The organism is Hyphomicrobium denitrificans 1NES1, assembly GCF_000230975.2.
GTDB lineage: Bacteria > Pseudomonadota > Alphaproteobacteria > Rhizobiales > Hyphomicrobiaceae > Hyphomicrobium_B > Hyphomicrobium_B denitrificans_A.
Map to the genome: position 1 here is coordinate 24,452 of NC_021172.1, position 26,935 is coordinate 51,386.

Consider the following 26,935-nt stretch of genomic DNA (forward strand, 5'->3'; position numbering starts at 1 on the left):
GCGCTATCCGCGAACCGCGATTTTTTCCACTTTGGCCGCAGGCAGCCGTGACGGTGCGACGAGGGAGGTCGTAACCGTTAGCGCATACCGCCGTTGGCGACCTTACCGGCTTGGCCGCTCGCTTCACGCGGGTCGCCACTTTGAGGCTTGGCGCCGGAGACGTCATATTCCGTCTTGGAGCGAGCGCTGGCGATTTGCGAACCGTCAAGCTTACAGGTTCCGGCCTTGTCCATCAGAACGAACGCGGGGTTCTGCTTGTCGACAAACTCGGCGCGAGTGACTTTGCCGTCGCCGTTCGCATCGTAATATTGCAAGTTTGCAGTCTCGAAGAGGCGATCGACCTTGATGAGATTAGGCCACTCGTTGGCGTCCAGAGAGTCATCGTGATCGGCGTCTGCGCCGTTGAACAGGTCTTCGGCGTAAGATTTCCATTCGTTGCACGTCACGACGTTGTCGTGGTTCGTGTCCCAGCTTCCGGCAGCCTGTAGAAATGCGCGATCGACTTCAGACAGCGAGTTGCCTCCAAACGGATTGATCGATCCGATCGACGGCAACGGCGTCGTCGAACATGCCGACAGCATAAGCCCGGCTACGGTTGCGCAAAGGAGGGAAGGCAAAGATTTAAAGCGCAGGGGCATGAGACTGTCTCTGTGATCGCGAGTGCTTGCTGGCTAAAGGCGCATTCGTACTCCTAACACTGCGTCGATTGCGCGGCAGAGCCTGAAAAAGCGGTGGGTCGATGCAAAAGTGCTCAAAGATGTCGCAGTGATGTCACATAAACTGAGAAATCCTGTTAAGCTTTTGATGTGGCCTAATATTTCTTCTCGCTTCGTCTTCGAGCGCAGCGTAAGCGCGTCAGGCTTCCGCCCAATCTCCGAGCCGCTTCAGAAACGCCAAGCACTTTGCGATCTCGCTTTCGGCGATCCACTCGTCGGCGGTATGGGCTTGCGCGATATCTCCCGGGCCGCAGACGACGGCCGGAGCGCCGGCCTCCTGAAACAGCCCTGCTTCCGTTGCGAAGGAAACAGTGTGGGTTTCGTTTTGGCCCGTAAGCTTCAGGGCGAGTGCGACGACGTCGGACGTCCGGTCGGCCCCGAAGGGTGTGACGGTATTCTTTCGCGTTATGGAAATCTCGGACTCCGGCGCGACGAGGCGCATTTCGGGCAGGCATTCCGTCTCGGCAAACAGGCGCAGGCGGCGTTCGATGATTGCCGGATCAAGGCCCGGCAACGCGCGCACCTCGAATCCGAACGTGCAGCTTATGGGAATGATGTTCGACGCCGTGCCACCTTCAAGCATGGTTACCTGCAGCGTCGGGTAGTCGGGATCGAAACGGGCGTTGCGAACGGTTTTCTTGAGTTCGCCTTCGATGCGCTCAAGCTCACCGATAAGGCGCGCCGCGTAAGTGATGGCGTTGACGCCGAGCGGAGCCATGCTCGAATGCGCCGCCCGGCCCTTGACTTCAACGAGCCAGCGCACAGGGCCCTTATGGGCATCGACGACTTGCATCGATGTCGGTTCGCCGACGACGACCATGCGGGGTTTCGGCAGGTCCTTGCCGAGTTCCGCGAGCATCGGGCGAACGCCAAGGCAGCCGACTTCCTCATCGTAGGAGAACGCGAAGTGGATCGGCGTCTTGAGCTTCCGGCGTTTGAAATCCGGTGTTGCCGCCAGAACCGCCGCGATGAAGCCTTTCATATCCGCCGTGCCGCGACCATAATAACGTCCGTCGGCGGCTCTCATCGTGAACGGGTCGCTGGTCCAGGTTTGGCCATCGACGGGTACGACGTCGGTATGTCCCGATAACGCTACGCCGCCTTCGTCATCAGGCCCAATGGTCGCGTAGAGCGACGATTTCTCGCCGTCGCCGCTGACGATCCGGCGCGATGCAACGCCGTGCTGGCTTAAATAGTCTTCGATGAAGGCGATGATGCCAAGGTTGCTCCGGTAGCTCGTCGTATCGAACGCGACGAGGCGAGCCAGCAACTCTGCCGGTGTTTGAGTTTCGCTTCCCGCACTCATTTCCGGCCACCGCGATCAGTTCATGCTGCGGCGCGTGTAGGGGCTATCCAGCGAGAATGCCGGAATGGCGACGTCGAACAGCGTGCCGGACTCGTCCGTCATTTGATAGCTGCCGACCATGATGCCCTGAGGCGTCTTCAACGGGCAGCCGGACATGTAGTTGAACGACTCGCCGGGCTGGATCACCGGGTTCTGGCCGATGACGCCCGGGCCGCGCACTTCTTCGGTATGGCCGAGCGCATCGGTGATGCGCCACGTGCGCGATTTAAGCTGAACCGCTTCCTGGCCGTCGTTGCTGATCTCGACCGCATAGGACCAGACGAAATGACTGTCCTCGGGCGATGACTGATCGTCCAGGTACTGCGGCTCGACGCGAATACGGATGCCACGCGTGATGGCTTCATAAGGGTGGCTGGCGACCTGTCTTTTCGATGTCGATGCCGGCGTGTTCTTGGTCATGGTTCCTGTCAGCCCGAGGCCGCCTTTACCGCGTTCGTCAGATCGTCGGCCAAATCTTCGGCGGCTTCAAGCCCGATAGAAAGCCGGATCATGCCATCGCTAATGCCCAGTTCTTCGCGCTGGGCGGGAGTCAGCTTGAAGTGCGTCGTCGTCGCCGGGTGCGTGACGATGCTTTTGGTGTCCCCCAGGTTATTCGAAATGATGATGAGGCGCAGCGCGTTGAGGCACTTGAAGGCTGCCTTTTTTCCACCTTCGACCTCGAAAGCGATCATCTGGCCGCCGCCAGGCATCTGTTTTGCGGCAAGCTCTGCCTGCGGATGGTCTGAGCGGCCCGGATAGATGACCCGCGTCACCCCTTTTAGGCCCGCGAGCAGATCGGCAATCTTTGCAGCGGACGCGCATGCTGCCCGAATGCGGACGGGCATGGTTTCCAGGCTCTTGAGCAGCATCCACGCAGTGAACGGCGACATGGAGGGGCCAGTCTGGCGAAGCCATTCCTGCACGTATTTCGTGATAAAATCGATTTTTCCGAGCACGGCGCCGCCGAGGCAGCGACCTTGGCCGTCGATGTGCTTGGTCGCGGAATAGACGACGACGTCGGCCCCGAGCGCGATCGGCCGCTGGAGCATCGGCGTCGCGAACACATTGTCGACGATCGTCACGATGCCCTTCTCGCGGGCAATCTTGCTGACCTCGGCAATATCGACGAGTTCGAGGTTCGGGTTCGACGGCGTTTCGAAGAAGAACATCTTCGTATTTGGTTGGATGGCGTCGCGCCAGGCGTTCAAGTCCTTGCCATCGACCAAGGTCGAGGTGACGCCGAGACGCCCGCAGATCAATTCGATGACGTTGCGGCAGGACCCGAACATGGCTCGTGCCGCGACAATGTGGTCACCCGTTTTGACGTAAGAGAGGATCGAGGCGGTGACGGCCGCCATGCCGGTTGCAGTGGCGAGACATGCCTCAGCGCCTTCGAATATCCTGAGCCGATCCTCGAACATGGACGTCGTCGGATTGCCGAAGCGGGTATACTGGAATCCCGGGTCCTCCTGCTTAAAGCGGGCCTCGGCCTGCTCGGCAGTATTATAAACGAAACCCTGCGTGAGATAGAGCGCTTCGGCCGTTTCGTTCCATTGCGATCGTGTGATGCCAGCATGGACGAGGGCGGTCTCGGGCCGCCAATTTTGCCCGGCAGAGTGTTGCTCTTCATTTGCCATTGGAAACAAGCCTTTCGCGCCAACAAAAAACCCGGTCCACGGGTGCCGGGCGTTGAGGCCGGGCGCGGGAAACCGGGAGCGCACATGGCCTCTTTAGCGACTTTTTTAACGTGGCTGCAAGCCGGCCGGCCAAAGGACCACGGAACGTCTCGGGGATTAACTCCGGTGCCCCTTGGCGTCAAGGGGCGGCTGTCTTAGGGATCGGCGGTCGGCGCGGACGTATTGTTCCGTTGAAGTGGATTTAAAAGGCGAAGGAACATATGGCGAAAGCAGAGAGGATCATTGCGGCGTCGAAGCGGCGCGATGCGGCTCAAGGCATCGTTCCGTCGCAGGGCATTACTCGAATGATTGCGTCCGGGCAGATCATGCTTGCGGAGCCGGTCGCGGAAACGCAAGTGCAGCCGGCCAGCCTCGACCTGAGACTTGGGCCGGTCGCGTATCGGGTTCGGGCGAGCTTTCTGCCCAAGCCCGGCGGGCGCGTGCAGTCGAGGCTCGACGACCTCGCGCTGCATACGATCAGCTTGAGTCAGGGCGCTGTGCTCGAAACAGGCTGCGTCTATATCGTGCCGTTGCTCGAAAGTCTGGAGCTGCCTGCGGATATCGAGGCTTCCGCCAACCCGAAAAGCTCGACAGGGCGACTTGATGTTTTCACGCGCGTCATTGCCGACGGAGTGGGCGCGTTCGATCAGATCCCCCACGGATATCACGGGCCACTCTTCGCGGAGATTTGCCCGCAGACGTTCCCAATCGTCGTAAGGAAGGGTTCGCGGCTTTCGCAAATCCGCTTTCGCGTCGGCACGGCGGCCGACAGCGATGTCGATCTCAAGGAGCTGCATAAGCGCGAGCGGTTGGTTTCGACTGAGGATGCCGACATCTCGGGTGGCATCGCGCTGTCGGTCGATCTGGCGGGCGATGCCAAGGGGCTCGTCGGGTTTCGCGCGCGGCGGCATACGGGCGTCGTCGATGTCGACAAGCCGGATGCCTATCCCATCGAAGATTATTGGGACCCTATTTATGTCAAGGACAGGCATCGGCTGATCCTCGACCCGGATCAATTCTATATCCTTGCCTCGAAAGAGGCGGTGCACGTGCCGCCGACGCACGCCGCGGAAATGGTGCCGTTCAACCCGCTGGTCGGCGAGTTCCGGGTTCATTATGCGGGTTTCATGGACCCCGGTTTCGGCCATGCTCCGGCGGGCGGCGGCGGGTCGCGCGTCGTGCTCGAAGTGCGCTCACATAAGGTGCCGTTCATTCTCGAAGACGGGCAGATCATCGGCCGCTTGATCTACGAGCGCATGATCGAGACGCCGAATATGATTTACGGCCAGGGACTCAAGTCAAACTACCAGGGGCAGGGACTGAAGCTTTCGAAGCATTTTAAATAAGAGAGTGATCGTCATCCTCGGCCGAACGCGGCGAAGCCGCGTCGAAGGCCGGGGAACCAGCGGAAGATTTGTCGAAGGCGCAATATTGTGCCTTCGGCGCTTTTTATGCTGGATCCCCGAGTGGCCTCGCAAGCTCGTCCCCTCGAGGATGACGAGTTACATCTCAACGATCGTTTTGAAGCCGCCATAAATCAAGCGTTTGGCGTCGAATGGCATCTGCGACATGTCTTTCGGCAGGCGTGGGTCGGCCATGACTTTTTTCAGGACGGCGTCGCGGTCCGCGCGTGACTTGTAGACGATCCAGGAGAAAGCCACGACTTCATCCTCCTTGAGTTTGACCGCTCGTGGGAACGAGGTGACTTTGCCGACGGGCACGTCATCGGCGATGCATTCGACATATTCGAGCGCGCCGTGTTCCAGCCAGATCTTTCCGGCCTTGCGTGCGAGCTTTTTGTAGTCGGCTATGGATTTCTCGGGGACTGCAACAACAAACTCATCGACGTAAGCCATTTGGTCTTCTCCCTGTTTGGAGCTGCAACGTCGTACGCGGACATCCGTGAGAATGGGTATTCGTGGCGACAATCGCCACGCTGGACCGTTGAAAATTGACGTTTTGGAATGGGGCGGCGAGCTAGCGCTTTTGTCGACGATCCCCAGGGCCATGCTGGCGTTCTGAACGGACAGGCCCTGAAGCGCATCGGCAAGGCCAGCGGGTCGCTGAGGTCGTTGCCTTTCTTGCCGGGCCGAACTCGGGTCGGGTCACCGGTCAGACGATTGAAGTCAGCGGCGGTACGTCGCTGACCATCTGATTTTCCTCCCTTCTCGCCCTCATCAGGCCCGCAAATCAGCGCCGAAACTTCCGGCTTTCGGCACATTTTTTTGCGCTGAACATGAAACTGCCGCTTGCTTTCCGGCAACAAATGCTGCTCATTTCGCGCGCTTCATTCGAAAAAACCCCATAAACAGCGTGTTTTTGGGCTTCGACAATGTAAGTGTTCGAATACAAATCGATTCGCAAATGAGAGGGATAACCATGGCGAAGGCTCCGGCAAAGGCAGCTGCAAAGATCGAAACCGTCACTCTGAAGCATATGGCGGCGGCACTCGCCGAAGCGCATGAGATCCCGAAGAAGCAGTCGATCGCGCTGCTCGAAGACCTTGTGGCTTCGATCGCCAAGCATCTGAAGAAGGGCGCGCGCATCCGCATCGGCGGCCTCGGCGTGCTGCAGGTTCGCAAGCGTCCGGCGCGCATGGGCCGCAACCCGGCGACGGGCGAAGCCATCAAAATCAAGGCCTCGAAGAAGATCGCCTTCCGCGCGGCTAAGGAACTCAAAGAGTCGATCTAACGGCCGCTCGAGCGTTTGGATTGAAGAAGGTCGCCTTTCCAAGGCGGCCTTTTTTGTTGGGCGCTGCCGACTCGTTTTTTGATTGTTTCGGGCGACTCGCGTTCCGCGAGCCGGCCGCCCGAAACGCTGGATAGCCGACCGTCAGCGCAGCTGTATCGTATTCAGCCGGTGCGGAAATAGTTCGAGATGAAGCGGCCGTAAATGTCGGTGAGCTTTTCGAGGTCGGCGATGCTGGTGTGCTCGTCGACCTGATGGATCGTGGCATTGACGAGGCCGAATTCGACGACGGGGCAAATGTCCTTGATGAAGCGCGCATCCGATGTGCCGCCGCTGGTCGTCAGTTTCGGGACACGACCGGTCACGAACTGCACTGCATCTTTCAATGTCGAGACGAGAGGGCCGGGCTTCGTCAGGAAGACGTCGCCGGTGCCGGAAAAGCTCAGATCGTACTTTGCGCCGACTTCCGCGGCGGCGTGCGCAAGCTTGTCGCGGACCCAGGCTTCGATCGTCGGGCGCCGCCAGAGATCGTTGTAACGAATGTTGATCTTCGCGACGGCCTTGCCAGGGATGACGTTCGTCGCGGTGTTCGGCACCGAGATGACCGTCACCTGCAGGTTTGACGGCTGGAAGTCCGGCGTCCCATCGTCGAGCTTTGCGGTCGCGAGGCGATCGATGATGCGGGCGAGCTTCGGCACCGGATTGTCTGCGATTTGCGGATAAGCGGAATGGCCCTGCTTGCCGTGGACGATGATCTCGGCATTGACGGACCCGCGACGTCCGATCCGGATCTCGTCGCCCAACGCTTCAGGGTTCGACGGTTCCCCGACGATGCAGGCATCGACGACCTCATCGCGCGACTTGAGCCAGTCGAGGATTTTCATCGTGCCGTTGATCGATGGGCCTTCTTCGTCGCCCGTGATCAGAAACGACAGCGAGCCGCGCGGCAGGCCGCTATAATGGCGAATGTACTTCAGCGCGGCCGAAACGAAGGCGGCGACGCAACCCTTCATATCGACAGCGCCGCGGCCGTAAATTTTGCCATCCCTGATGTCGCCGGAGAATGGCGGAACGGTCCACGCCGATTCGTTTCCGGCCGGCACGACGTCGGTGTGCCCGGCAAACGAAAGATGCGGTCTGCCCGTGCCGAGGCGGGCATAGAGGTTGTCGACGTCGGGTGTTCCGGGCTCGGAAAAGACCAGCCGGTGACAGGTGAAGCCGGCCGGCTCGAGAACATTCTGCAGCAGCGTCAGCGCGCCGCCTTCGTGCGGCGTCACGCTTTCGCAGCGGATGAGCGCCTGCGTCAAGGCAACGGAATCGGTCGGATCAAACGTCATGAACCTTGTACCGTCGGTCGGTAGCTGATCACGGGTCCAGGCACGTCGCGATCCTCCAAGCTCTGCACCATCGTTATCTTCTGCCAGATCTTGCTCGAAAGCTCGGATGTCAGCCGCTCGATATCACCAACCGTATCGACGACCACCGCATCGCTCAGGCTTGCGGCGTAGAGCGCGGCGCACTTTGCCGTCATCGACAGCATTTCGGAACAATAGTCCAGATAGCGCATCAACGAAAACGGCGTGAGATCGCGGTTGGGAGAATTCGATGTGCGGGCAACGCCCATCGTGCTCGGGTCTTTGGTCAGCTGGTGCATGTCGATGACGTGCACGATCGAGCGGAGTTCATGCAGCGCCGAAAGCGTGCGTGCGCGCTTCCAACGTGTTTCGAGCGTCGAAATGAAGAACGCTGCACCGCCCAGCAAAACGGCGATGTTGAACAAGGCGTCGAGGCCTTGCAACGCTTCGGCCCATTCGTCGGTGCCTTTGAATGCCGTCGCCTGCGATATGAGGTAAAAGAGGATCGCGAAGGCGCCACCGACAAGACAAACCAGTAGCGTGCGCAAGGTCCAATTCGGCCGCGACACAGATTCGATGCGCTCGGACGTCTGGCGAGCGACGGCTATAAGTTCCGCGCAGACACGAGAAAGACCGGAGCCGGGAAAACGCTCCGCGATGCGTTGCTCGAGCTTTTCGAGTGTCTCGATGATCTTGTTGGCATCGAGCGAGCGGTACCGGTCTTCTTTTTTCTTCGCCAAGGCCTCAATCCCTGAGAAGCTCGTTTATGCTTGTCTTCGAGCGCGTCTTCTCGTCGACCCGCTTGACGATCACCGCGCAGTAGAGGTTCGGCCCCGGTTCGCCGTTCGGCAGGGACTTGCCTGCCATCGACCCTGAGACGACGACCGAATAGGGCGGCACTTTGCCGAAAAATTTTTCCCCCGTCGTGCGGTCGATGATCGTGGTCGAAGCCCCGAGATAGACGCCCATCGAAAGCACGGAGCCTTCACCGACCTGAACGCCTTCGGCGACTTCGGCGCGAGCGCCGATGAAGCAGTTGTCCTCGATGATGACCGGGCCGGCCTGCAGCGGCTCCAGGACACCGCCGATGCCGGCGCCGCCGGAGATATGGCAGTTCCTGCCGATCTGGGCGCAGCTTCCGACGGTGGCCCAAGTGTCGACCATGGTGCCGCTGTCGACATAGGCACCGAGGTTCACGAACGAGGGGAGCAACACGGCGCCCGGTGCGATGTAGGCCGAGCGGCGGACGATGGCGCCCGGCAGTACGCGAAAACCGCCCTTGCGGAAGTCGGCTTCCGTCCATCCGGCGAATTTCGGGGGCACCTTGTCCCAATAGAAGCTGCCGGCCGGGCCGCCGGAGATTGTTTCCATGTCGTTGAGGCGGAAAGACAAAAGAACTGCCTTTTTCAGCCACTGATTGACCGTCCAGGCGCCGTCCTTCTTCTCGGCAACACGCGCGGCGCCCGTATCCAGAAGGTTAAGGGCGGCCTCGACCGCATCCCGAACGGACCCCTTAGTATCGAACGAAACGGCATCGCGGTTTTCCCACGCGCTCTCGATGGTCTTCTGTAGATCGAGCATGGTATTTGCGGCGGCCATTTCGGTCGGATCTCCGTCATTGTTGTCGGTTGAAAATGCCGACGGGCCTTGTCGCCCCTTGCCGCAAGCCTGTCAATTCGGGGTCGGAAGGGTTTTCCGTCGATCCCCCCGTGGCCGGCGATCCACCGTATGGGAACAATCGCTCATGTGCCTTGCGCGCGATACCGTGGCTGAGGCGAATCTGCCATGTTGCCGCTTCGTCGGACCGCCGTTTTGCGGCCCTCGCAACAAGGAAACGACGTCCATGGCGAAATCGGAAACCACTGGCAAGAAGGTGTCCTCGGCCGCTTCGAAGGTCCTGAGGAGCAAGACGGCGAGCAAGGCGGAGAAGGCCGTTGCCGCTTCGGCGCTGACGCAGACAGGAAGTCCGAAAGAAACGACGGGTAAGAAAGTCGCGGCGGCCGCTTCCAAAATTCTGAGAAGCAAGACTGCGAGCAAGGAAGCCAAGTCGGTCGCGGCTTCGGCGCTGACGCAGAAGGTCAAAAAGAAGTAATTCGCGGTTTCTGATAAGCCGTCGTCAGAGTTCGGGGCGGCGGCATTCGGACCTGTCACACTGTATGGCCGCCTCCGAGGGCGGCCATGACATATCGGGCATGTTCAGCTTTAGATATGCGCTTATTTCTCAAATCACGCTCGGATCGTTACCCCACCCCTAACCCCTCCCCGCAAGGGGGAGGGGAATAGCGTGATCGAGGCATCGCGATCGCGACCGCAAACGCAGCAACACCGCTCCCCACTTCTTTCTCTTGACCGGGAGAGAGTAGGGCTGACACGGCAGTCCACTTGCCCTCGACGGAGATTGGGCGGGGCAGCACCACATCCACTTCTCCCCTCCCCTTGACGGGGAGGGATCGGGGGTGGGGTGAAGAACCAAGCGGATTGTCGGAGTATAGACACACGCCTGCCTCTGCCCCGGCAAAGGCATCGTCCGCCGGAATGCTGGAGGTGTTTCGCAAGCGTTTCGGTTGCGGAGGCTCGTCAGTTCATCGCGGCTTGGATGAGCTTCTTGGCGTCGTCGGAGTCCCACTCGGCAGCGCCCGCCAAGCGGCCGACCTCAAGCCCGTCCTTGTTGATCAGGATCGTCGTCGGCATACCGAGGAGTTTCAGCTCCATTCCCTGCTTGGCGGTCGGGTCGGCGTAGAGCTTCACCTTGTCGGCTTTCAGATCATCGAGGAACTTCTTCGAAGCCTCATAGCCTTTGCGGTCGAGGCTCAAAGCCACGACTTCGAATTTATCGCTGCCAAGTTTTGCCTGTAGCCGGTTGAGGGCCGGCATCTCTTCGCGGCAGGGTCCGCACCACGTGGCCCAGAGGTTGAGCAGGATCGTCTTTCCTTTAAGGCTCGAAAGAGTGACTTCTTTGCCCGCGGCATCCTGGAATTTGATGTCGGGCAGCGGCTCCGGCGTCTTCTTGGCGACGAAGGCAGCCATTTTTCCGAATTTGAATGAGGATTCTCCCGATGCGCCGACGCCCGGGGCCGAGGAATTCTGGGCAACAGTGTCCGATTTCGACGAACCCGCGTTGTCGAACCGGCCTCCGATAACGTATACGGCGCCGAACCCAGTCAGCGCTGTCAGCGCCACGATCCAAAGGGCCTTTTGCGGCCCACCCGTGTTGCTCGCTGCCATCTGGATACCTTGTTTCTCTCGCTACGACGGAGCCACTCGTGACCGATAAGTCCGCCAACGCCATGTGGGGTGGCCGTTTTCAAATGTCTCCGGCCGAGATCATGCAGGAGATAAATGCCTCAATCGGCTTCGACAAGCGGCTCGCGCCCCAGGACATTCGCGGCTCAAAGGCGCACGCCCAGATGCTCGCCGAGGCCGGGATCATAACCAAAGCCGACGCTCGCGAGATCGCAAAAGGTCTTGATCAAATTCAGGCGGAGATTGACACCGGAACATTCGAATTCTCCGTGGCGCTCGAAGACGTGCACATGAACGTCGAAAGCCGTCTTAAGACCCTCATCGGTGCGGCCGCGGGACGGCTGCATACGGCGCGCTCGCGCAACGATCAGGTGGCGACCGATTTCCGGCTTTACGTCCGTGACGCCGTCGACGGCATCGACGAAGCTCTCGAGCGCGTGCAGCAGGCGCTGGCGGAGAAAGCGGAGGTGCATGCGGCGACCGTCATGCCGGGATTCACGCATCTGCAGCCTGCGCAGCCCGTCACGTTCGGCCATCATCTTCTCGCCTATGTCGAGATGATCGCGCGCGATCGCGGCCGGTTTGCAGATGCCCGCAAGCGCCTCAACGAATGCCCGCTCGGGTCGGCGGCGCTTGCCGGAACGTCGTTCCCGATCGACCGGAAGAAAACGGCGGAAGCACTGGGTTTTGATCGCCCGATGGCGAACTCGCTCGATGGTGTGTCGGATCGCGATTTCGCGCTCGAGACGCTGGCTGCAGCGACGATCACGGCCGTGCATTTCTCGCGGCTTGCAGAAGAGATCGTTATCTGGATGACGCCGCAGTTTGGGTTCGTGAAACTGTCGGACCGGTTCACGACCGGATCGTCGATCATGCCGCAAAAGCGAAACCCGGACGCGGCCGAGCTGGCGCGCGCCAAGGTCGGGCGTATCGCAGCAGCATTCCAGAGCCTCGCGATGGTGATGAAGGGGCTGCCGCTCGCCTACTCGAAGGATATGCAGGAAGACAAGGAAACGACGTTCGACGCGCTCGCGAGTCTCAGGCTCGTCATGGCGGCGATGGCGGGCATGATCGGCGATCTCGAGCCGGCGCCCGAAGTCATGCGTGCGGCTGCCGGACGCGGCTATTCGACCGCGACCGATCTTGCCGACTGGCTCGTCCGGGAACTCAAGATGCCGTTCCGGGATGCCCATCATGTCACAGGCGCCATCGTCAAAGCCGCGGAAACGAAGGGCGTCGATCTCGATAAGCTCCCGCTTGCCGATATGCAGGCGATCGAGCCCAAGATCACGAAAGCCGTATTTTCGGTGCTTTCCGTAGAAAACTCCGTCAAGAGCCGAACCAGCTATGGGGGAACTGCGCCACAGAACGTCCTCAAAATGGCGCGTCAGTGGCTGCGGCGGTTGGAAAAGGACCGGGCGAGGGGCTAGAAATGGCTGGCAGATTGCCCGCCTTTTCGCGGGCCGTGGGGTATTGGAGACACGCACGCATGGCAGCGCTTTTGCGCCTGAAGTCCCTGGTGGCCGTGGCCCTATTCTGCGCCGTGGGATTCGGCTTCGCGGGCTGCGGCGTCAAAGGACCGCTGGAGCCGCCGCCCGAAGCCAAGGTCGCGGGCGATGCCAAATCGCCTGAGGCGCGCGATCCGGGCTCCAATTCGGACGCTCCGCAGAAGCCGCACGAGGGTTTTGTTCTCGATCCGCTGCTGCGATAACCTTCAACCAAATTTGAAATTCTCACTATCGTGCGGACGATAATCCTGGACGGGCCACGTCGGCGCGGGCATGAGGGTTGAAATATCCAACCACAAGCCGAACACCCTCATGCATCATTTTCACTATAGGGATGGCATTCTCCATGCCGAGGATGTCAGCCTCGCGCGGATCGCCGACGACGTTGGCACGCCGTTCTATTGCTATTCGACGGCGACGCTCGAGCGCCATTACGACGTACTCGCGCGCGCGTTCCGCGATCAGCAGGCGCTGATCTGCTTCGCCGTCAAAGCCAATTCCAATCAGGCGGTGCTCGCGACGATGGCGCGGCTCGGCGCGGGAATGGATGTCGTCTCAGAGGGCGAGTTGCGCCGGGCGCGGGCGGCGGGTGTTCCAGCTTCGAAGATCATTTTCGCGGGCGTGGGCAAGACGCGCGGCGAGATGGCATATGCGCTCGAGGAGGGTATCCTCGGCTTCAATGTCGAAAGTGAGCCGGAGCTTTTGGCGCTGAGCGAGGTCGCGACTGCGATCGGCAAGACGGCGGCGATCGCGATCCGCGTCAATCCAGATGTCGATGCCAAGACGCACGCGAAGATTTCAACCGGCAAAGCCGAGAACAAATTCGGCGTACCCTTCGAAGATGCGCGTGAGCTCTATGGGCGGGCTGCAAAGCTACCGGGCATCAAGATTGCCGGCATTCACATGCATATCGGCAGCCAGATCACCGATCTTGCGCCGTTCCGCGATGCCTTTGCGTTGTTGCGCGACCTAGCGCGCGATCTCAAGGCCGACGGCATTCGGCTCGAGCATCTGGATATTGGCGGCGGGCTCGGGGTGCCCTATCGCGGCTCGAACGATGTGCCGCCGACGCCCGATGAGTACGCTGCCGTCGTCAAGTCTGCGCTGGGCGATCTTGGCCTGAAGATCGTGCTCGAACCAGGCCGCATGATCGTCGGAAATGCGGGCGTGCTCGTGACGCGGGTTACCTACGTCAAGGAAGGCGAGGACAAGACGTTCACCATCGTCGATGCGGCGATGAACGATCTCATTCGTCCGACGCTTTACGAAGCCCATCATGATATCTGGCCGGTCGCGGAACAGCGCAACGATATGGCGCCCGTGCAGCAGGATGTTGTCGGGCCGGTGTGCGAGACGGGCGATTTTCTGGCTGAGGACCGGGCGCTACCACCGCCCCAGGCGGGCGATCTTTTGGCCATCATGACGGCCGGCGCTTACGGGGCCGTGATGTCGTCGACCTACAATACACGCTTGCTGGTGCCGGAGGTGCTGGTCAACGGCGATCGCTATGCCGTCGTCCGGCCACGCCCGAGCTATGACGATCTGATCAGTGCGGATAAACTTCCGCCGTGGATCGAGGGCTGACGGCGTCCACTCCTAACTTCGCTACGGGAGCGACCTCAGTCGGTATGACGGAAAAGCGGTAGGAGCGAACCGGAATTCGGCAACAATTGTCGCCTATAGCCGTTGAAGTTAAAGGCGTTTTACCGGTGAAGACGTTGCATTTTGTTAAGGGACGGGGTGATTACCCCATGTTAGGCTATGTGTAATGGCTGACCCTAACAACACGGATAGCAATTCCGCGCTTTCGCGGTCGTTTGCGCGCAAGGTCCGCTTCAGCACGCTCGCGCTGGTGTTCGAGCGGCTGTGGCCGCGACTCTGGCTGCTGATCGGCATTGCGGTGCTTTTTGCGCTGGTTTCGTTCGTCGGTGTCTGGCCCTATCTCGATCCTCTCGTTCACAAGGCACTCCTTGCTGCATTTGCGACCGCAGCCATTGCGGCGGCGATCTATGCCGCGCGCATTCCGTGGCCGACACGCGATGAAGCCATCCGGCGCATCGAGCGTCGTTCGGGCATTCCGCATCGTCCTGCTACGTCCTACGAGGACACGCTTTCCTCGGGCACGTCGAATGCCGAGACGACGGTGCTTTGGCAGGCGCATCGGGAGCGCTTGGCGCGCGCCATCGCACGTTTAAGAGTCGGCAATCCGCGGCCACGAACGGACCGCTTCGATCCGCTGGCGTTGCGCGGACTCGCGGTGCTGCTGCTGATCCCGGCCGCGCTGCTCGTGACCGGCAGTCTCGGCGACCGGCTTTCGTCGGCTTTTCGCTTTGGGGTCGTGGGTTCGGGCCCTCCGACGCGCGTCGATGCCTGGGTAACGCCACCGCCCTATACCGCCCTGCCGCCGGTTCTTTTGTCCGACGGTTCGCAACAGGCGTCTGCCGATGGCGAAGAGCAGAAACGATTCTTCGAGGTTCCCGACCATAGCCTGTTGACATTTAGGGGCGTTGGCTTCGGCCCGAAGGGCGTTGCGCTTGAAGTGTTGAGCGATGGCGCCCCGTCCGCCGTACGCGTCAAACCGGAGCCGCGAAAGGCCGGCGATACGTCGGGCGTTTCGGAAGTCCGCTATGAGCTTCGCAAATCGTCGCGTATTCGGGCGCTGTCCGGGTCGCGTGAGCTTGGGCAGTGGACGTTCGACGTCATTGCCGATGAGCTTCCCAAGATTTCGATGACAAAGGAAATCACGGGCACACCGCGCGGCTCGATGCGTATCTCCTACAAAGCGGAAGACGATTACGGCGTCGCCAGTGCCGAAGTGAAACTCAGACCTTTGCCGCCGAAGGCCGGCGATCCGGCAACGTCGTGGGCACGGCCGCCGCCGCTCACCGGGCCGCGATTGCCGCTTGAGCCGCCGCCGGTCTTAAGCCTCAAGATTCCGCGTCCCGGCGCCAAGAAAGTCGATGCGTCGACACTGCTCGAAATCGGGGAACATCCCTGGGCAGGCCAGCGCGTGCAGCTGTGGCTCGAAGCGACGGATGTCGGCGGCCAAGTCGGGCGCAGCAAGCCGATCGAGATCGTGCTGCCGGCGCGACGGTTCAAGAATCCGCTTGCACGGGCTTTGATCGAGCAGCGGCGGAAGCTCGCTGAAGATTCGCGCAACCGGCCGATGGTCGTCCGCGCGCTCGATGCGCTGACGATGGAGCCCCAAGGCTTCATCAACGATACGTCCGTATATCTCGGTTTGCGCGCGATCTATCACCGGCTCGACCGTGAAGCGACACGCGATGCGCTCAAAGAATCCGTCGATGAACTCTGGCAGATCGCGCTCAAAGTCGAAGACGGTAATCTTTCTCAGGCCGAGCGCGCCCTGAAGGACGCTCAGGATCGGTTGTCCAACGCGCTTCAAAAGGGCGACGACAAGGAAATCCAGGATGCGCTAGCCGATCTGAAGAAGCGGCTCAACGACTATCTCAACGAGATGCAGAAGAACGCCGACAAGGAGAACCCCTCGGCGGGTGACCAGCAGCAAGACGATCAGATGCAGGAGCTGGGCCAGCAGGATCTCGATCAGATGATGAAGGACCTCGAAAAGAGCGCCCGGCAAGGGTCGCGCGAAGAGGCCGAGCGCATGCTGTCGGAATTGCGCGAGCTGATGGACCGTCTGCAGGCAAACAACACGCCGGAAGCGCGGGCGCAGCAGCAGCGCGCGCAGCAGATGATGAAGAAGCTCAACGAGCTCGATAACCTCGCGCGGCGTCAACAGGAACTCATGGACGATACGTTCAGCGAGCAGCGGCGTCGGGAAGGTGGTCAGCAACCGGAAGGCGGTTCGCAGGACGACCCAAATGGCCAGGGAATGCCGAAGGCCGGACAGCAGGGCCAGAAGGGTCGGAGCCAGCAACGTGGCCAAAATGGCATGGATGCCAACCGGCAAGGCGGCGGCGAGCAGGGTGAAGGTCAGCAAGGTTCGGACGGGAATAACGTCGGACGTCAGCAGCGCGGCAAGGGCGACCTACAGGATCGCCAGGCGCAGCTACGCGAGCAGCTCGACCAGTTGAAAAAAGATCTGAAGCAAATGGGTGCCGGGGATCCGGACAAGCTCGGCAATGCCCAGGATTCCATGAGCAAGGCCGAAGACGCGCTGAAGCAGAACGATCTCGATGAGGCCGGCAACCAGCAGGGGCAGGCACTCGAGCAGATGCGTCAGAGCGCGCAGCAGATGGCCGAGCAGATGCAGAAGAATGCGCAGCAGCGCCTCGGCCGGGGCGGCAATTCTCCGCGCGATCCGCTGGGCCGGCCGCAACGCGCCCAAGGTCCCGATCTCGGTACGTCCGTCAAAGTGCCGGACGCGATCGATGCGCAGCGTGCGCGTGAAATTCTCGAAGAGCTGCGCAAGCGCTCCGGCGACAGCCTCCGGCCGCAGGAAGAGCTTGATTATATCGACCGGCTGTTGAAGCGGTTCTGACCCGGCGCGAATTTATTCGCGAGCGCCGCGCGGTTGTTCCACGCACCAAGCAAGAGGTTCGCCGCTTACTGAGTTGCCGTCTTCGGAACAAAGCGCACGAGGAAACCGCCGATAGCCTGATGGCTGACGAGCTTTGCGCCGGCCCAGCCGTTTGGCGGCTCCTCACCTTTCCACCAGCGCGAGAACTGATGCCACATGTCGATCGGGAACCAGGAGCCATCGCGTCCTGTCAGCGGTCCCCAGTAGTCGGCCATCGTGAATTTGTATTCGACGAAGATCGAGCCGGTCGCCAAGCGGAATTCGAGACCGAATAGCGCCTGTGCGCACGGTCCGGTGTATTGATATTCGTAGGTGCGGTGCGCATCCGTTTTCAGGTGGATTTCAGCGTGCGGAAACGACAATCCCGCGCCGACACCTGCATAGGGTGAAATGATGCCGAGCGACGGCAGACGCAGCAAGCCGTTCAACGTCAGCATGTTGTGGCCGTGCGTCCATTCGAGCTTGTCGAAATAGTCGCCGATTTTTGCAGTCGCGGGTACGGGCTTGCCATCGAGCGTTCCCTCGAACGGATGCTCGCCCTCTTTCAGCGGCGCGTAAACTTTGGAATGCGTGAAATCGAGCATCGTGCCGAAGCGACCGCCCTCGAACCAGCGCTGAAAGCGGACGCCGTAGTAAAGCGGGTTTTCGAATGGATGCGTGTACCAGGGGATATCCTTTATCGTCAGATCGCTGACGCCCGCCTTCCTGAGATGGAAGTCGCTCGGATAATGATAGGGCGCGCCGAGATAGGCGCCGAAATCGGACTCGCGACCGGGATTGCGTGCCGTCGAGGCGGGTGAGCTTGCCGACGCGGCGGGCGCAGAGTCGCGATCGTCGGGGAGCGCGGCGGCCGCAACGAGCAGCCCCATCGTCGCGACGGTGGCGACGATCTGCACTGTTCTCGGGAGGCTCGGAAGGATGGCTATTCGAGCCGGCCACATAGGTGCCAGCAAAGCCTCGCGCATCAGCATAGTGAGCCTCCCCGGATGCGGTCGCCGACTTACGGCTTCGATGTGTCGGCCGTCCCCATGGCCGGAATGGCTTTACGCGCCTCCGGCGCTCGCTTGCAAGCCGTCGAGCATGCGGTTCACTGCGGCAATCTGCGGCGCGTCGCGTGTCAAATACTGCGGACCGGTATATCCCCACCAGTCCCAGCAGCCCTGAGGGTTGATCGGTGACGCGGCGACCTGCGGAAAGAGCACGATCAGACGATTTGTGTCAGCCCATCGCGCGAAGCCAGATTCCTTGATGAATGCGTCGCCGACCGTCTCCCGATTTTGTGCGCATCCGTGAAATGCGACATGAACGCGACAGCCCGATGTCTCCCGGCACGCCTTCGGAACGTAGACGACGCCGGTTTCGGCGAGGCCGCTGCCGCTCATATCGCTTCCGGCGAACGGGCGCTGATCGAAGTTGATGAAATCTCCCGTGGGGGTTTCCGCTCGCGGTTGCAGGCTGCCATACATCTGTTTCAGCAACGCGCCCGCCTGATCGTAGTTGCAATCGACGACATAAGGCTCGGCCGAGATTTCGCAGGCATTTCCTTTATCGTCGGTCACGAAGGCGTGGCCGGCCGGAAGATTTGAAACCAGCTCGATGTTCGCAGATGGGACTCCGAGCTTGGCGTAGAACTCGGCAGCATGCTTGACGATCGATGGCGCGACGGTGCGGTCGGAGGTTCCGGTAAAAAGATAAATGCGGTCGCGCCTGACATCGCCGATCGGGTCGATCTCACCTTTGTCGGCACGTGCCTCGGCCTTCTTCGCAAGCTCGGTCGGATCGGCCACGCCCCAGGATTCAAGCAAATTGAGCATGCAGCCGTTGACGGCTTTGCTGAGATTGAGAAACGCAGTTCCCGCGCCCGGAATTGTGTTGGCAAAAATGCTTTCCGAGCAACCATAGGGACCACCGGCGATGATCGCGGCTCCGATGACGCGCTTGGCGTGCGCCATCTGGAATTGCCCGGCCATGTAGGCGCCGGACGAAATGCCCGACACTGTCGTTTCGTTGATGTTGGCGCCGAGTGCGGGAAGTGCAGCGGTTGTCTCTCGCGGAGCTTCGCGGCAGCCTGCCACTGTAAGCATCACCGCAAGGAATAAAAGATTCCGTGCTGCAACTCGAATCAGGTTGGTCATCGAATGGCGAGTGTCCGGACGAAAGGAACGTGACCGAAGCTAGCGCGCCCAACGCCTTCCCGCTACGGCTCCAAACGGGCTATCTTAATCTGATCGACGCGCGATCGGTGCGGCCTTTTGCATCGATGACCGTCAACTTGGCGAAGCCGGACGTTTCCGGCTGCCATGTCACCTCGCGCGAATGAGCGTCGGATTTGATCGGCTTGCCGTCGATGAGCCAGATGAGCGGCAACGCGCCACCGTCGGCTTTGAGCACAAGCGGATCGCCGCCGAGATCGGCTTCTTCAATTTCGGACTGATCGGGCGGAAACGAGATCAGCACGGGCGGCTCGATGAAGCGGCCAGCTGCCGGATCGTCCCCGGGATCGCGCCAGCGCTTCAGCGGAGCCGGAAGATCGGCGTTTGTGCCTCTGACAGCGTTCGCAGGCATCGCCTGCAACGGCGCGCGTTTTTCGGAGATACGTGCGAAGGCATCGAACAGGATCGGCGCGGCGGCGGTACGTCCGAGAATTCCCGGCACGCTGCTATTGTCGGGTTTGCCGACCCAGGCGGCGACGACATATCTGCCGTCGTAACCAATCGCCCAGGCATCTCGGTAACCGTAGGAGGTGCCGGTCTTGTAGGCGAAGCGGCCGCCTTTGGCGTTCGGCGGCGGCGGTGCATCCTTCAGGACATCGGTGACGTACCAAGCCGCGAGCGGAGACATCAGCCGGTGGGCGTTGACGAGCGGCTTGACGCGCGTCGCGGCGACAGCGCGGGCGCGTTCGTCGAGACGATGAACAAGCGTGATGCTGTCTCCGCCGCGCGCGAGGCTGGCGTAAAGTTGCGTCATCTCTTCGAGTGTCAGGCCGGTGCCACCGAGAGCCATCGCGAGCGTCGGTTCGGATTTATCCGGAAAGCGTGCATCGATTCCGGCCCGGCGAAAGCGGCCGACGAGCTTGCCCGGTCCGACACGCGCGAGCACGCGGACGGCCGGAATATTGAGCGATTGTTCGAGCGCTTCACGGATCGAAACGGTGCCGTGAAAATTCTCGTCGAAATTCTTCGGTGCGTAGGTTCCAAAGCGTGTCGGGCGGTCGTCGATCAGCGTTTCCGGGTGCGCGAGCCCTGCCTCGAAAGCGAGACCATAAATGAACGGCTTAAGCGTCGAGCCGGGCGAGCGCACCGCCGTTGCCATATCGACGGCGCCTTGGCGTCCCGCATCCATGTAACCGGCCGATCCGACCTCGGCGAGAATTTCGCCCGTCTGATGATCGGCGACGACAATTGCCGCCGAAACTTTATCGCCGATGAGCTGCGCCTGCTCGGTCGCAAGTTTTTCAAGGCTCGCTTGCAGGGTCCGGTCGAGCGTCAATTTGATAATTTCTTCTTTCGGATGTGCCGCGACCTGCGCTTCGCTCAGGTGCGGCGCGAACATCGGGAAGGCGTAGCGCACTTTCGGAATGCGTTCGGTCTTGGCTTTTGTGGCATCCGCCGCGGTTATGACGTGCGCAGCGACGGCCCGCGTCAGAACACGATCACGGGCGCGGCGTGCGGCTTCGGGATTGCGGTCGAGACGCCGTTGCTCCGGCGATTGCGGGAGTGCGACGAGCAACGCCGCTTCGCCAAGCGAGAGCCGCCGGGGTTCTTTGCCGAAGTAAGCAAGGGACGCCGCTCGGACGCCTTCGAGGTTTCCGCCGAACGGGGCGAGGCGCAGGTAGAGCTTCAGGATCTCCTTCTTGGAGAGCTTGCGTTCGAGTTCGATGGCGCGGGCCATCTGGCGTAGCTTGCCGCTCGTTGTGCGCTCATGCTTGCCGTCGAGAAGGCGTGCGACCTGCATCGTCAGTGTCGAACCGCCGGAGACGATGCGGCCGTGCCTGGCCATTTGTAGGACGGCGCGGAGAACGGCTTTCGGATCGACGCCGTGGTGGCTGTAGAAGCGCTTGTCCTCGAACGCGAACAGCATCTTGAGATAGTGCGGATCGACATCCTTCGGATCGAGCGGCAGGCGCCAATTGCCTTCTGGCGTTGTGAAGGCCCGCAGCAGCCGGCCCTCGCGATCGACGACAGTGACGGACGTTGCTTTTGCTTCTTCGAGAAGCAGTGGTCCGGCATCGGCAAAGGCTTTGTAGTAGAGGCCGTATGCGGTGCCGACACCCACAAGGATCGTCACAAACGTTGCGAGTACCAACCTCCGTGCGGTTGCGATGCGCGGCCGCGATCTACTTCTCCCCTCCCCTTGACGAGGAGGGGTCGGGGGTGGGGTGTCTTCGGAGAGTGGGTTCACCGAACTCGCAGACGCATCGCTTCCCCCCACCCCTAACCCCTCCCCGCGATGGGGGAGGGGTATAGGGAAGAAAGCTCTAGCCTCCCCCGTTCCGCGAAGGGGAATGAGAGAGGCCAGCCGTTTCGCGATGGGCTGCAGAAACCGCAAATCACTCACTCCTTCGCGGAGACCGTCAGCGTGCCGGCGGCGGTGCGAGCATAGCGCTCGGGGCGATACATGTCCTCGACCGTTGCGGCGGGATGCACGAAGGTGCCAGGGCTTACGGCGCGAACGATGTAGGCGAGCGTCGCGGAGACCCGAGGCGCCTTCTGTGCCGTGCCGTCTGGTGTTGCGATCGCGCTGTCGTTCGGTGTTTCCGCGGCGTCGCCTTCGACCGAGCCGTTCTCTTCGCTCGTCGTGCGGACGTTGGCGAAGTTGAACGCGGCGACGAAGCGATCGTCACGGAACTCCGTGTGCTCGGGTTCGGCGGTCGATTTCAGCCAGCTCAGGCCCGCGATCGAACCGCTGTCGACGAGATGCGGGTTTTCGATCTCGAAGCCTGCGGGCAAGCGATCGACGACCATGACGCGGCCGCTTTCATCCTCCGACGTGACCTTCACCGTGATGACGAAGCGATCGTTCTGCTTCACGTCCGCCTTGCCGCCCGTCAAGCTCGCGAGATCGACCGGCTTGCCATCGAGCGTGTAGGCTTGCCGCTCGATCTTGAAGCCTTTCGATGCAGGTGGTTCCGGCGTCAGCGCCGCGCCGATGACCGAGATCACCGCATCGACGGCCGTGTCGCCGTTGTTGGTGATCGTCAGCGCGCCGTTCTTGAGTTCGGCGGGCGTCAGACCGCGCAGCACGGGACCGGACGACGGCTTGCCGTCAACCGACAAGGTCGTCGCCTTCACCTCGTCGTTCAAGGCTTTGGCTGCGAGCAGCATCCAAGCCTGTTCCTGCGTCGAGGTGTAATTGCGCGTCTCGTAGGCTTTGGCGATGACGCTTGCGAGCTTCGGCTGCTCGTCTTTCGCGACGCCGGTCTCGGCGGCAAGCGCCACCAAGGCTGCACCATCGCGTAACGTCGAGCCATAGTCGCTGCGATAGCCGAAGTCCGGCGTTACGTCGGGCATCATCGCGAGGGCCGCCGAGAAAGCACGCTCGGCGCGGTCCTTGTCGCCCATCATCGCCATCGCAGCGCCGATCTGCGCTTTCGCAAGCGGCGTCGAGAAGCGGTCGATGCGCGTATCGGCGTAGTAGCGAAGATCGCCGATCGGCGCGCGGCCGTTGCGGGCGAGAACGTAGAGCGCATAGGCCCGGTCTTCGCCGCCTTTCTCGAAGTCGGACGCATAAGCGATGAAGTTCTGCAGCCGGTCGAGTGCGCGATTGAAGCCTTCCCGCGGCACGTCGTAGTTCGCTTCCTTGGCGCGCGTCAGGAAATCGGTGACGTAGCCTGTCAACCACAGATCGGTGGACGACGGGCCCCAGACGCCGAAGGCGCCGGAGGAGTCCTGCATCTCGAAGACGCGGGCGATGGCGTTCTGCACGCGCTCTTTCAGCGCCTTGTCTTCCGCGATGCCGACCTGTGCCGCGAGGGCGTTCGCAACGACGAGCGGCATGGCGCGGGAGACGGTCTGCTCGGCACAGCCGTACGGATAGCGGTCAAGCTGTGCAAGAAGCGTCGGCACATCGAGCCGTGCGGCGGGTCCGACCGACAGGTTGATGCGCGTGCGGGACGGGATCAGATCGTACGCCAGATCCGAGCTGACGCTGAGTTTACCACCTGGCTTCAGCGAGGAGATCGTCGTGCGTTTGACGTCGCCCGCGGGCGGCAGGACCTCAAACGTCATTTCGCGCTTGACGGCGATGTCATTCGGGCCGGTGACGACGGCTTTCAGAGTCAGGTGGCCAAGCTCGTCCGGCTTGAAGTCGATGCGCTGCATCGTCCGTTCGCCGGTTTTGAGATCGACCGTCTTGTCGGTAATCGACGTCAGCGTCTCGTTGGTGTCGTCGCCCTGCTTTTTCGAAAGCGTGAGCTTGTAGGACGCTGCCGGTCCGTCGACGTTGTGCATGTCGAAGCCGAGCTTGACGTCGTCACCAAGCGTCATGAAGCGCGGGACGGCGACGGTCAGTGCAACCGCGTCGCGAACGATCAGGTCGCCTGAGCCGTGGCCGACTTTGTCCTTGCTCCACGCGACCGCCATGACGCGGACGGTGCCGTTGAAGTCAGGCAGTTCGAAATTGACGGTCGCCGTGCCGTCTTCGCGCACCCGCACGATGCCGGAATAGAGCGAGACGACGGTTTCGACGGTCGGATTGCCTTGCATTGTCGGGCCACCGGCGTCGCCGCCGGAACGGAGCTTGCCGCGGTCGGCGCGCATGCCGTCGATCAGGCGACCGTAGAAGTCGCGGATTTCAAACGACAGCTTCTGCTGCTGATTGAACCAGTTTTCAGGAGCTGGCGCCTCGTAGCGCGTGAGATTGAGGATGCCGAGATCGACGGCCGCGACGGCGACACGTGCGTCTTCGCCTGGCGCCAAGCCATCGATTTTCAGCGGCACGTCGATCTTGCTTCCGGACTTGACTTTGTTCGGCAGCGTCACCGCGACTTTGAGTTGGCGGGCGCTCTGATCGACGGGTAGCCACTTGATGCCGATGGCGCGGCCCGGCATGCGCTTCTGGACTTCGTCCATCGGACGATAGAGGAGGGCGGTGACGTAGGCACCTGGACCCCAGGTGTCGGAGACGGGCACGTCCACTTCGCCACCGCCTTTGGCGATCTCGACCTCCTTCGTCATGTGAAGGCCGGTGCCGAGAACCGTGATGAGGGCTTTGCCGCCAAGCTTCGATGCTATGCGCAGCTTGGCGGTGTCGCCAGATTTGTAGCTATCCTTGTCGAGCGCGACGTCGAGCTGCTCGGGGCTATCGACGGTGTCGCCCGAGGTATACCAACCCGCGTTGAAGACAACGCTCGATGCCGGGCCGTCGGCATCGTTCGAGGCGATGTCGAGTCGGTAGCGTCCCCAGCTGATGGCCTGCGAGACGCGTGCCGGTTTGGCGGCGGATATTGACAGCGGGCCGCTGCCGATCTTCCGTTTCACGGTGACGGCCTCGTAGGTCCACGAGCCGTCGCGGCGGTACCATTGCCAGTTGGTGTCGAGGCGCGTCAGCGTCCATGTCAGATTTTCGTTTGCTTCTGGCTTGTTGTTGGCGTCGAGCAGCACGACGTCGAAGCCGGCGCTCTGATCTTCGGGCGCAGTGAAGTTATCGAACAGCGGCTTGATGCCGATGCGTTCGAGCTTGAGATCGACGGGCAAAGTCAGGTTGCGCTCGATCGTGCGGCCACCGGCTTCGCGCAGCTTGACGCTGATTGCGGCTTCAAGCGGCTTCGGCGTCCGCGGCAGTTGCGGCAGTGCGATCGGAATCGCGGCTTTGCCGTCGTTGTCCATCGCGAGGTTCGACTGAAGCGGCTGGCGCACCGGGTTCACGGATTCGTCCGCCTGTCCGAAGACATAGCCTGCATAGCCCGGAACGTCCTTGTTCGATGCTTTGACGACGACTTCGCCTTCGAGGCCGAGGCCAGCGGCGGGTGGGCCGTAGAGATAGTGTCCGTCGGCGTTGATCGCCTGGTTCTCGTCCGGTGTCAGCGCGGTGACGTTGGCCGAAAGTTTCATGTCGAGACGTTCAGGCACGAAGTCTTCGACGAGGAACGAGCGTTCCGCGATTGCCGAGTCCTTTGGGTCGGTGTGCAGCCAGAGCCGCCATGTGCCAGTCATCGCAGTTTTCGCGAGCTGCAATGTGAAGTCGCGGCCGCCGAGGCCCTGATCGTTCATCACCGTGCGCGTCTGCTCGACGCCGTCGGGGCGGGTGACGATCAGCGTTGTTGGAATGGAGGATGACTTGCCGAACTGATCGCGCACCAGCGCGGTGATGTTGACGTCTTCGCCGCCGCGGTAGACGCCGCGTTCGGTGTACATGAAGGCGTCGACAGGTCCTGCCGGATCGCGACCTTTGACGCCGCGATCCGAGAGATCAAAAGCATTGAGCGTCAGGTCAAGGAAAGCGTATTCGCCCTCGCCTTTCTGCGCGACGAGGATCGCGGGGGCCGAGCCGCCTTCGCCTTTCGTCATGGCGGCGTTGAACTTCGCGTAGCCGTTGTCGTCGGTTTTCGCCGTTGCCAGCACTTCGTTGTTGCGGGCAATGAGCTTGACGTTCGTTCCGGCAATTGCCGTCGCTTCGCTGAGCGAGCGGACGAACGCATGAATGCCGTCGCCGCCTGTGAAAGCGGTCAGTCCGAGATCGGAGACGATGAACCACTGGGTCGCGCGCTCGTAGCTGTCGTTCTTCGATTTTTCGGAGGGCGTCGCGACCATGACGTAGACGCCCGGCTCGAGGTTGCCGGTCGCCTCGGTTACGGGAACTGCGGTCGTCACCTCCTCGTTGAGCTTGGAAGCGATGTCCATCGTACCAGAATAGACCTTGATGCCGGTTCGATCGCGAATGGTTTCGACATCATAGCTCGAAAGCTGGCGCTGCATATCGCCCGACTGCAACGTCGTCGCAAGCGCGCGATCGCCGATGCGATAAACTTCGACGTTGATCTTGCTCGTGTTGGTCGTGACGACCGGGATGCCCTGCTGGCCGCGAGACGGCAGCACATAGGCTTTGCCGCCGAAGCGCACGAACGGCGAGCGGTCCGGTACGTAGACAGCAATGTCGGAGGTCTTGAGCAGATTTTCGCCGACGTTCGAGGGTAACCCGGCACGGATCTGCACGACATAGCGTTCGCCGTGCTTCAGTCCTTCGACGCAGAGCTGGCGGCCGTCCTGGACGAGGTTCTGCGGGTCCTTGCCGTTGACCGAGACGAATTTCGCGACGTCGGTTTGCGTGCGGCTCAGGTCTTCGGAAAATTCGAGACAAAGGCGCGGCGGAGTCGTCTCGTTGTCGGTCTTATAATCGGTCATGCGGAAGCCGTACTGGCCGCGCAGCTTGTCGTAGGCTTCGCGCGTTGCCTGATCGTCTGCGAGATCGAGGCTGAGTTTCATCGCGTCGATAGCCGGGCGCCAGTAGGAGCGCCGTTCGAGCGTTTGGCCGAGAACGAAAAGCGCGTGCGCTTGGTCTGCGGAAGCGCTCGCGAGCTGATAGCCGCGATAGGCGGCGCCCGACGCATAAATCGGAAGATCGTAGCGTTCGCTGCCGGAGTTCGGATCGGGCTTGATTGCGATGAGCGCCTCTGCGAGGCGCGTCCAGGTCGTCCAGTCCTTGTCATTTTCGGCAACGGCAGCGGCGAGGTTTCGCGAGGCTGCGCGCGGATCAGTCTCGAAGATCTTTTCGGCGTCGGCTTTTAGAACGGCCGCAGGCTTGCCCTCGGGTTTCCAGTTTGCTTTCAGGAAGGCTTCATAGCGTTTGGCGTCGGCAGCGATGCCCTGGTGCAGAAAGACCTTGTCGGCGGCAAGAGCGCCATTGATCGTCGCCAGCAGCAGAGTCGAAATGAATGCAAGGCGCGCGAAGAAAAACATGGGT

General features: G+C 61.4%; 20 protein-coding genes and 1 riboswitch. Of the genes, 7 read left to right on the forward strand and 13 right to left on the reverse strand.

Translation table 11 applies throughout. The features are described from left to right. Positions 1-77 precede the first annotated feature (77 nt). The 4 genes from HYPDE_RS00100 to metZ form a co-directional block, all read right to left on the reverse strand. Entirely contained in the window at positions 78-638 is a 561-nt protein-coding gene (locus tag HYPDE_RS00100; RefSeq protein WP_041319650.1) for a histidine kinase, read from the reverse strand. Positions 639-855: 217 nt separating this feature from the next. Next, positions 856-2,022: an acetylornithine deacetylase gene (gene argE, locus HYPDE_RS00105; RefSeq protein ID WP_015596254.1), complete on the reverse strand. Its 1,167-nt coding sequence runs from the start codon at positions 2,020-2,022 to the stop codon at positions 856-858. A gap of 15 nt (positions 2,023-2,037) precedes the next feature. Next, on the reverse strand, positions 2,038-2,481 hold the full coding sequence (gene apaG, locus HYPDE_RS00110) for a Co2+/Mg2+ efflux protein ApaG (RefSeq protein ID WP_015596255.1): 444 nt from the start codon (positions 2,479-2,481) through the stop codon (positions 2,038-2,040). Positions 2,482-2,489: 8 nt separating this feature from the next. Further along, positions 2,490-3,698: an O-succinylhomoserine sulfhydrylase gene (gene metZ, locus HYPDE_RS00115; protein WP_041319652.1), complete on the reverse strand. Its 1,209-nt coding sequence runs from the start codon at positions 3,696-3,698 to the stop codon at positions 2,490-2,492. A gap of 72 nt (positions 3,699-3,770) precedes the next feature. Next, positions 3,771-3,849: riboswitch (SAM riboswitch) on the reverse strand. Positions 3,850-3,958: 109 nt separating this feature from the next. On the opposite strand from metZ, the gene HYPDE_RS00120 reads away from it, so the two are divergent. Then, positions 3,959-5,083: a 2'-deoxycytidine 5'-triphosphate deaminase gene (locus tag HYPDE_RS00120; RefSeq protein WP_015596257.1), complete on the forward strand. Its 1,125-nt coding sequence runs from the start codon at positions 3,959-3,961 to the stop codon at positions 5,081-5,083. Positions 5,084-5,239: 156 nt separating this feature from the next. On the opposite strand, the gene HYPDE_RS00125 is transcribed toward HYPDE_RS00120, so the two are convergent. Beyond that, positions 5,240-5,593 carry a DUF1428 domain-containing protein gene (locus tag HYPDE_RS00125; RefSeq protein WP_015596258.1) on the reverse strand — a complete coding sequence of 118 codons (354 nt, stop codon included), beginning with the start codon at positions 5,591-5,593 and terminating at the stop codon, positions 5,240-5,242. 523 nt (positions 5,594-6,116) lie between these two features. Between HYPDE_RS00125 and HYPDE_RS00130 the strand changes: the two genes are divergently transcribed. Beyond that, complete coding sequence (locus HYPDE_RS00130; protein ID WP_015596260.1) at positions 6,117-6,428, forward strand: HU family DNA-binding protein; 312 nt, start codon at positions 6,117-6,119, stop codon at positions 6,426-6,428. Positions 6,429-6,589: 161 nt separating this feature from the next. On the opposite strand, the gene dapE is transcribed toward HYPDE_RS00130, so the two are convergent. Genes dapE through dapD form a run of 3 tightly spaced genes read right to left on the reverse strand, consistent with a single transcriptional unit; the run spans position 6,590 to position 9,361 of the window. After that, positions 6,590-7,762, reverse strand: a complete 1,173-nt coding sequence (dapE, locus tag HYPDE_RS00135) for a succinyl-diaminopimelate desuccinylase (RefSeq protein ID WP_015596261.1) — start codon at positions 7,760-7,762, stop codon at positions 6,590-6,592. After that, positions 7,759-8,520 carry a hypothetical protein gene (locus tag HYPDE_RS00140; RefSeq protein WP_015596262.1) on the reverse strand — a complete coding sequence of 254 codons (762 nt, stop codon included), beginning with the start codon at positions 8,518-8,520 and terminating at the stop codon, positions 7,759-7,761. The genes dapE and HYPDE_RS00140 overlap by 4 nt, the downstream gene beginning before the upstream one ends. A 4-nt stretch (positions 8,521-8,524) precedes the next feature. Beyond that, positions 8,525-9,361 (reverse strand): 2,3,4,5-tetrahydropyridine-2,6-dicarboxylate N-succinyltransferase, encoded by an 837-nt coding sequence (gene dapD, locus HYPDE_RS00145; protein ID WP_015596263.1) that lies wholly within the window; start codon positions 9,359-9,361, stop codon positions 8,525-8,527. 262 nt (positions 9,362-9,623) lie between these two features. Between dapD and HYPDE_RS00150 the strand changes: the two genes are divergently transcribed. Then, positions 9,624-9,872, forward strand: coding sequence for a hypothetical protein (locus tag HYPDE_RS00150; RefSeq protein WP_041320664.1), 249 nt, complete (start codon positions 9,624-9,626; stop codon positions 9,870-9,872). Between the two features lie 485 nt (positions 9,873-10,357). Here HYPDE_RS00150 and HYPDE_RS00155 read toward each other — a convergent pair whose 3' ends face one another. Further along, positions 10,358-11,005 carry a TlpA family protein disulfide reductase gene (locus HYPDE_RS00155; protein WP_015596266.1) on the reverse strand — a complete coding sequence of 216 codons (648 nt, stop codon included), beginning with the start codon at positions 11,003-11,005 and terminating at the stop codon, positions 10,358-10,360. A 38-nt stretch (positions 11,006-11,043) separates the two neighbouring features. Between HYPDE_RS00155 and argH the strand changes: the two genes are divergently transcribed. The 4 genes from argH to HYPDE_RS00175 all read left to right on the forward strand — a co-directional run bounded on the left by argH (position 11,044) and on the right by HYPDE_RS00175 (position 16,996). Then, on the forward strand, positions 11,044-12,453 hold the full coding sequence (gene argH / locus HYPDE_RS00160) for an argininosuccinate lyase (protein WP_015596267.1): 1,410 nt from the start codon (positions 11,044-11,046) through the stop codon (positions 12,451-12,453). A gap of 59 nt (positions 12,454-12,512) precedes the next feature. Continuing rightward, entirely contained in the window at positions 12,513-12,734 is a 222-nt protein-coding gene (gene lptM / locus HYPDE_RS00165; protein WP_041319654.1) for an LPS translocon maturation chaperone LptM, read from the forward strand. Positions 12,735-12,843: 109 nt separating this feature from the next. After that, positions 12,844-14,115 carry a diaminopimelate decarboxylase gene (gene lysA / locus HYPDE_RS00170; RefSeq protein WP_015596269.1) on the forward strand — a complete coding sequence of 424 codons (1,272 nt, stop codon included), beginning with the start codon at positions 12,844-12,846 and terminating at the stop codon, positions 14,113-14,115. A gap of 184 nt (positions 14,116-14,299) precedes the next feature. Further along, entirely contained in the window at positions 14,300-16,996 is a 2,697-nt protein-coding gene (locus HYPDE_RS00175; protein WP_015596270.1) for a TIGR02302 family protein, read from the forward strand. Between the two features lie 65 nt (positions 16,997-17,061). On the opposite strand, the gene HYPDE_RS00180 is transcribed toward HYPDE_RS00175, so the two are convergent. The 4 genes from HYPDE_RS00180 to HYPDE_RS00195 form a co-directional block, all read right to left on the reverse strand. Continuing rightward, positions 17,062-18,006 carry a hypothetical protein gene (locus HYPDE_RS00180; RefSeq protein ID WP_015596271.1) on the reverse strand — a complete coding sequence of 315 codons (945 nt, stop codon included), beginning with the start codon at positions 18,004-18,006 and terminating at the stop codon, positions 17,062-17,064. Positions 18,007-18,078: 72 nt separating this feature from the next. Next, positions 18,079-19,170, reverse strand: a complete 1,092-nt coding sequence (locus HYPDE_RS00185) for an extracellular catalytic domain type 2 short-chain-length polyhydroxyalkanoate depolymerase (RefSeq protein WP_041319656.1) — start codon at positions 19,168-19,170, stop codon at positions 18,079-18,081. Positions 19,171-19,249: 79 nt separating this feature from the next. Then, positions 19,250-21,322, reverse strand: a complete 2,073-nt coding sequence (pbpC, locus tag HYPDE_RS00190; protein WP_244437738.1) for a penicillin-binding protein 1C — start codon at positions 21,320-21,322, stop codon at positions 19,250-19,252. Positions 21,323-21,588: 266 nt separating this feature from the next. After that, positions 21,589-26,931 carry an alpha-2-macroglobulin family protein gene (locus HYPDE_RS00195; protein WP_015596275.1) on the reverse strand — a complete coding sequence of 1,781 codons (5,343 nt, stop codon included), beginning with the start codon at positions 26,929-26,931 and terminating at the stop codon, positions 21,589-21,591. Positions 26,932-26,935 lie beyond the last annotated feature (4 nt).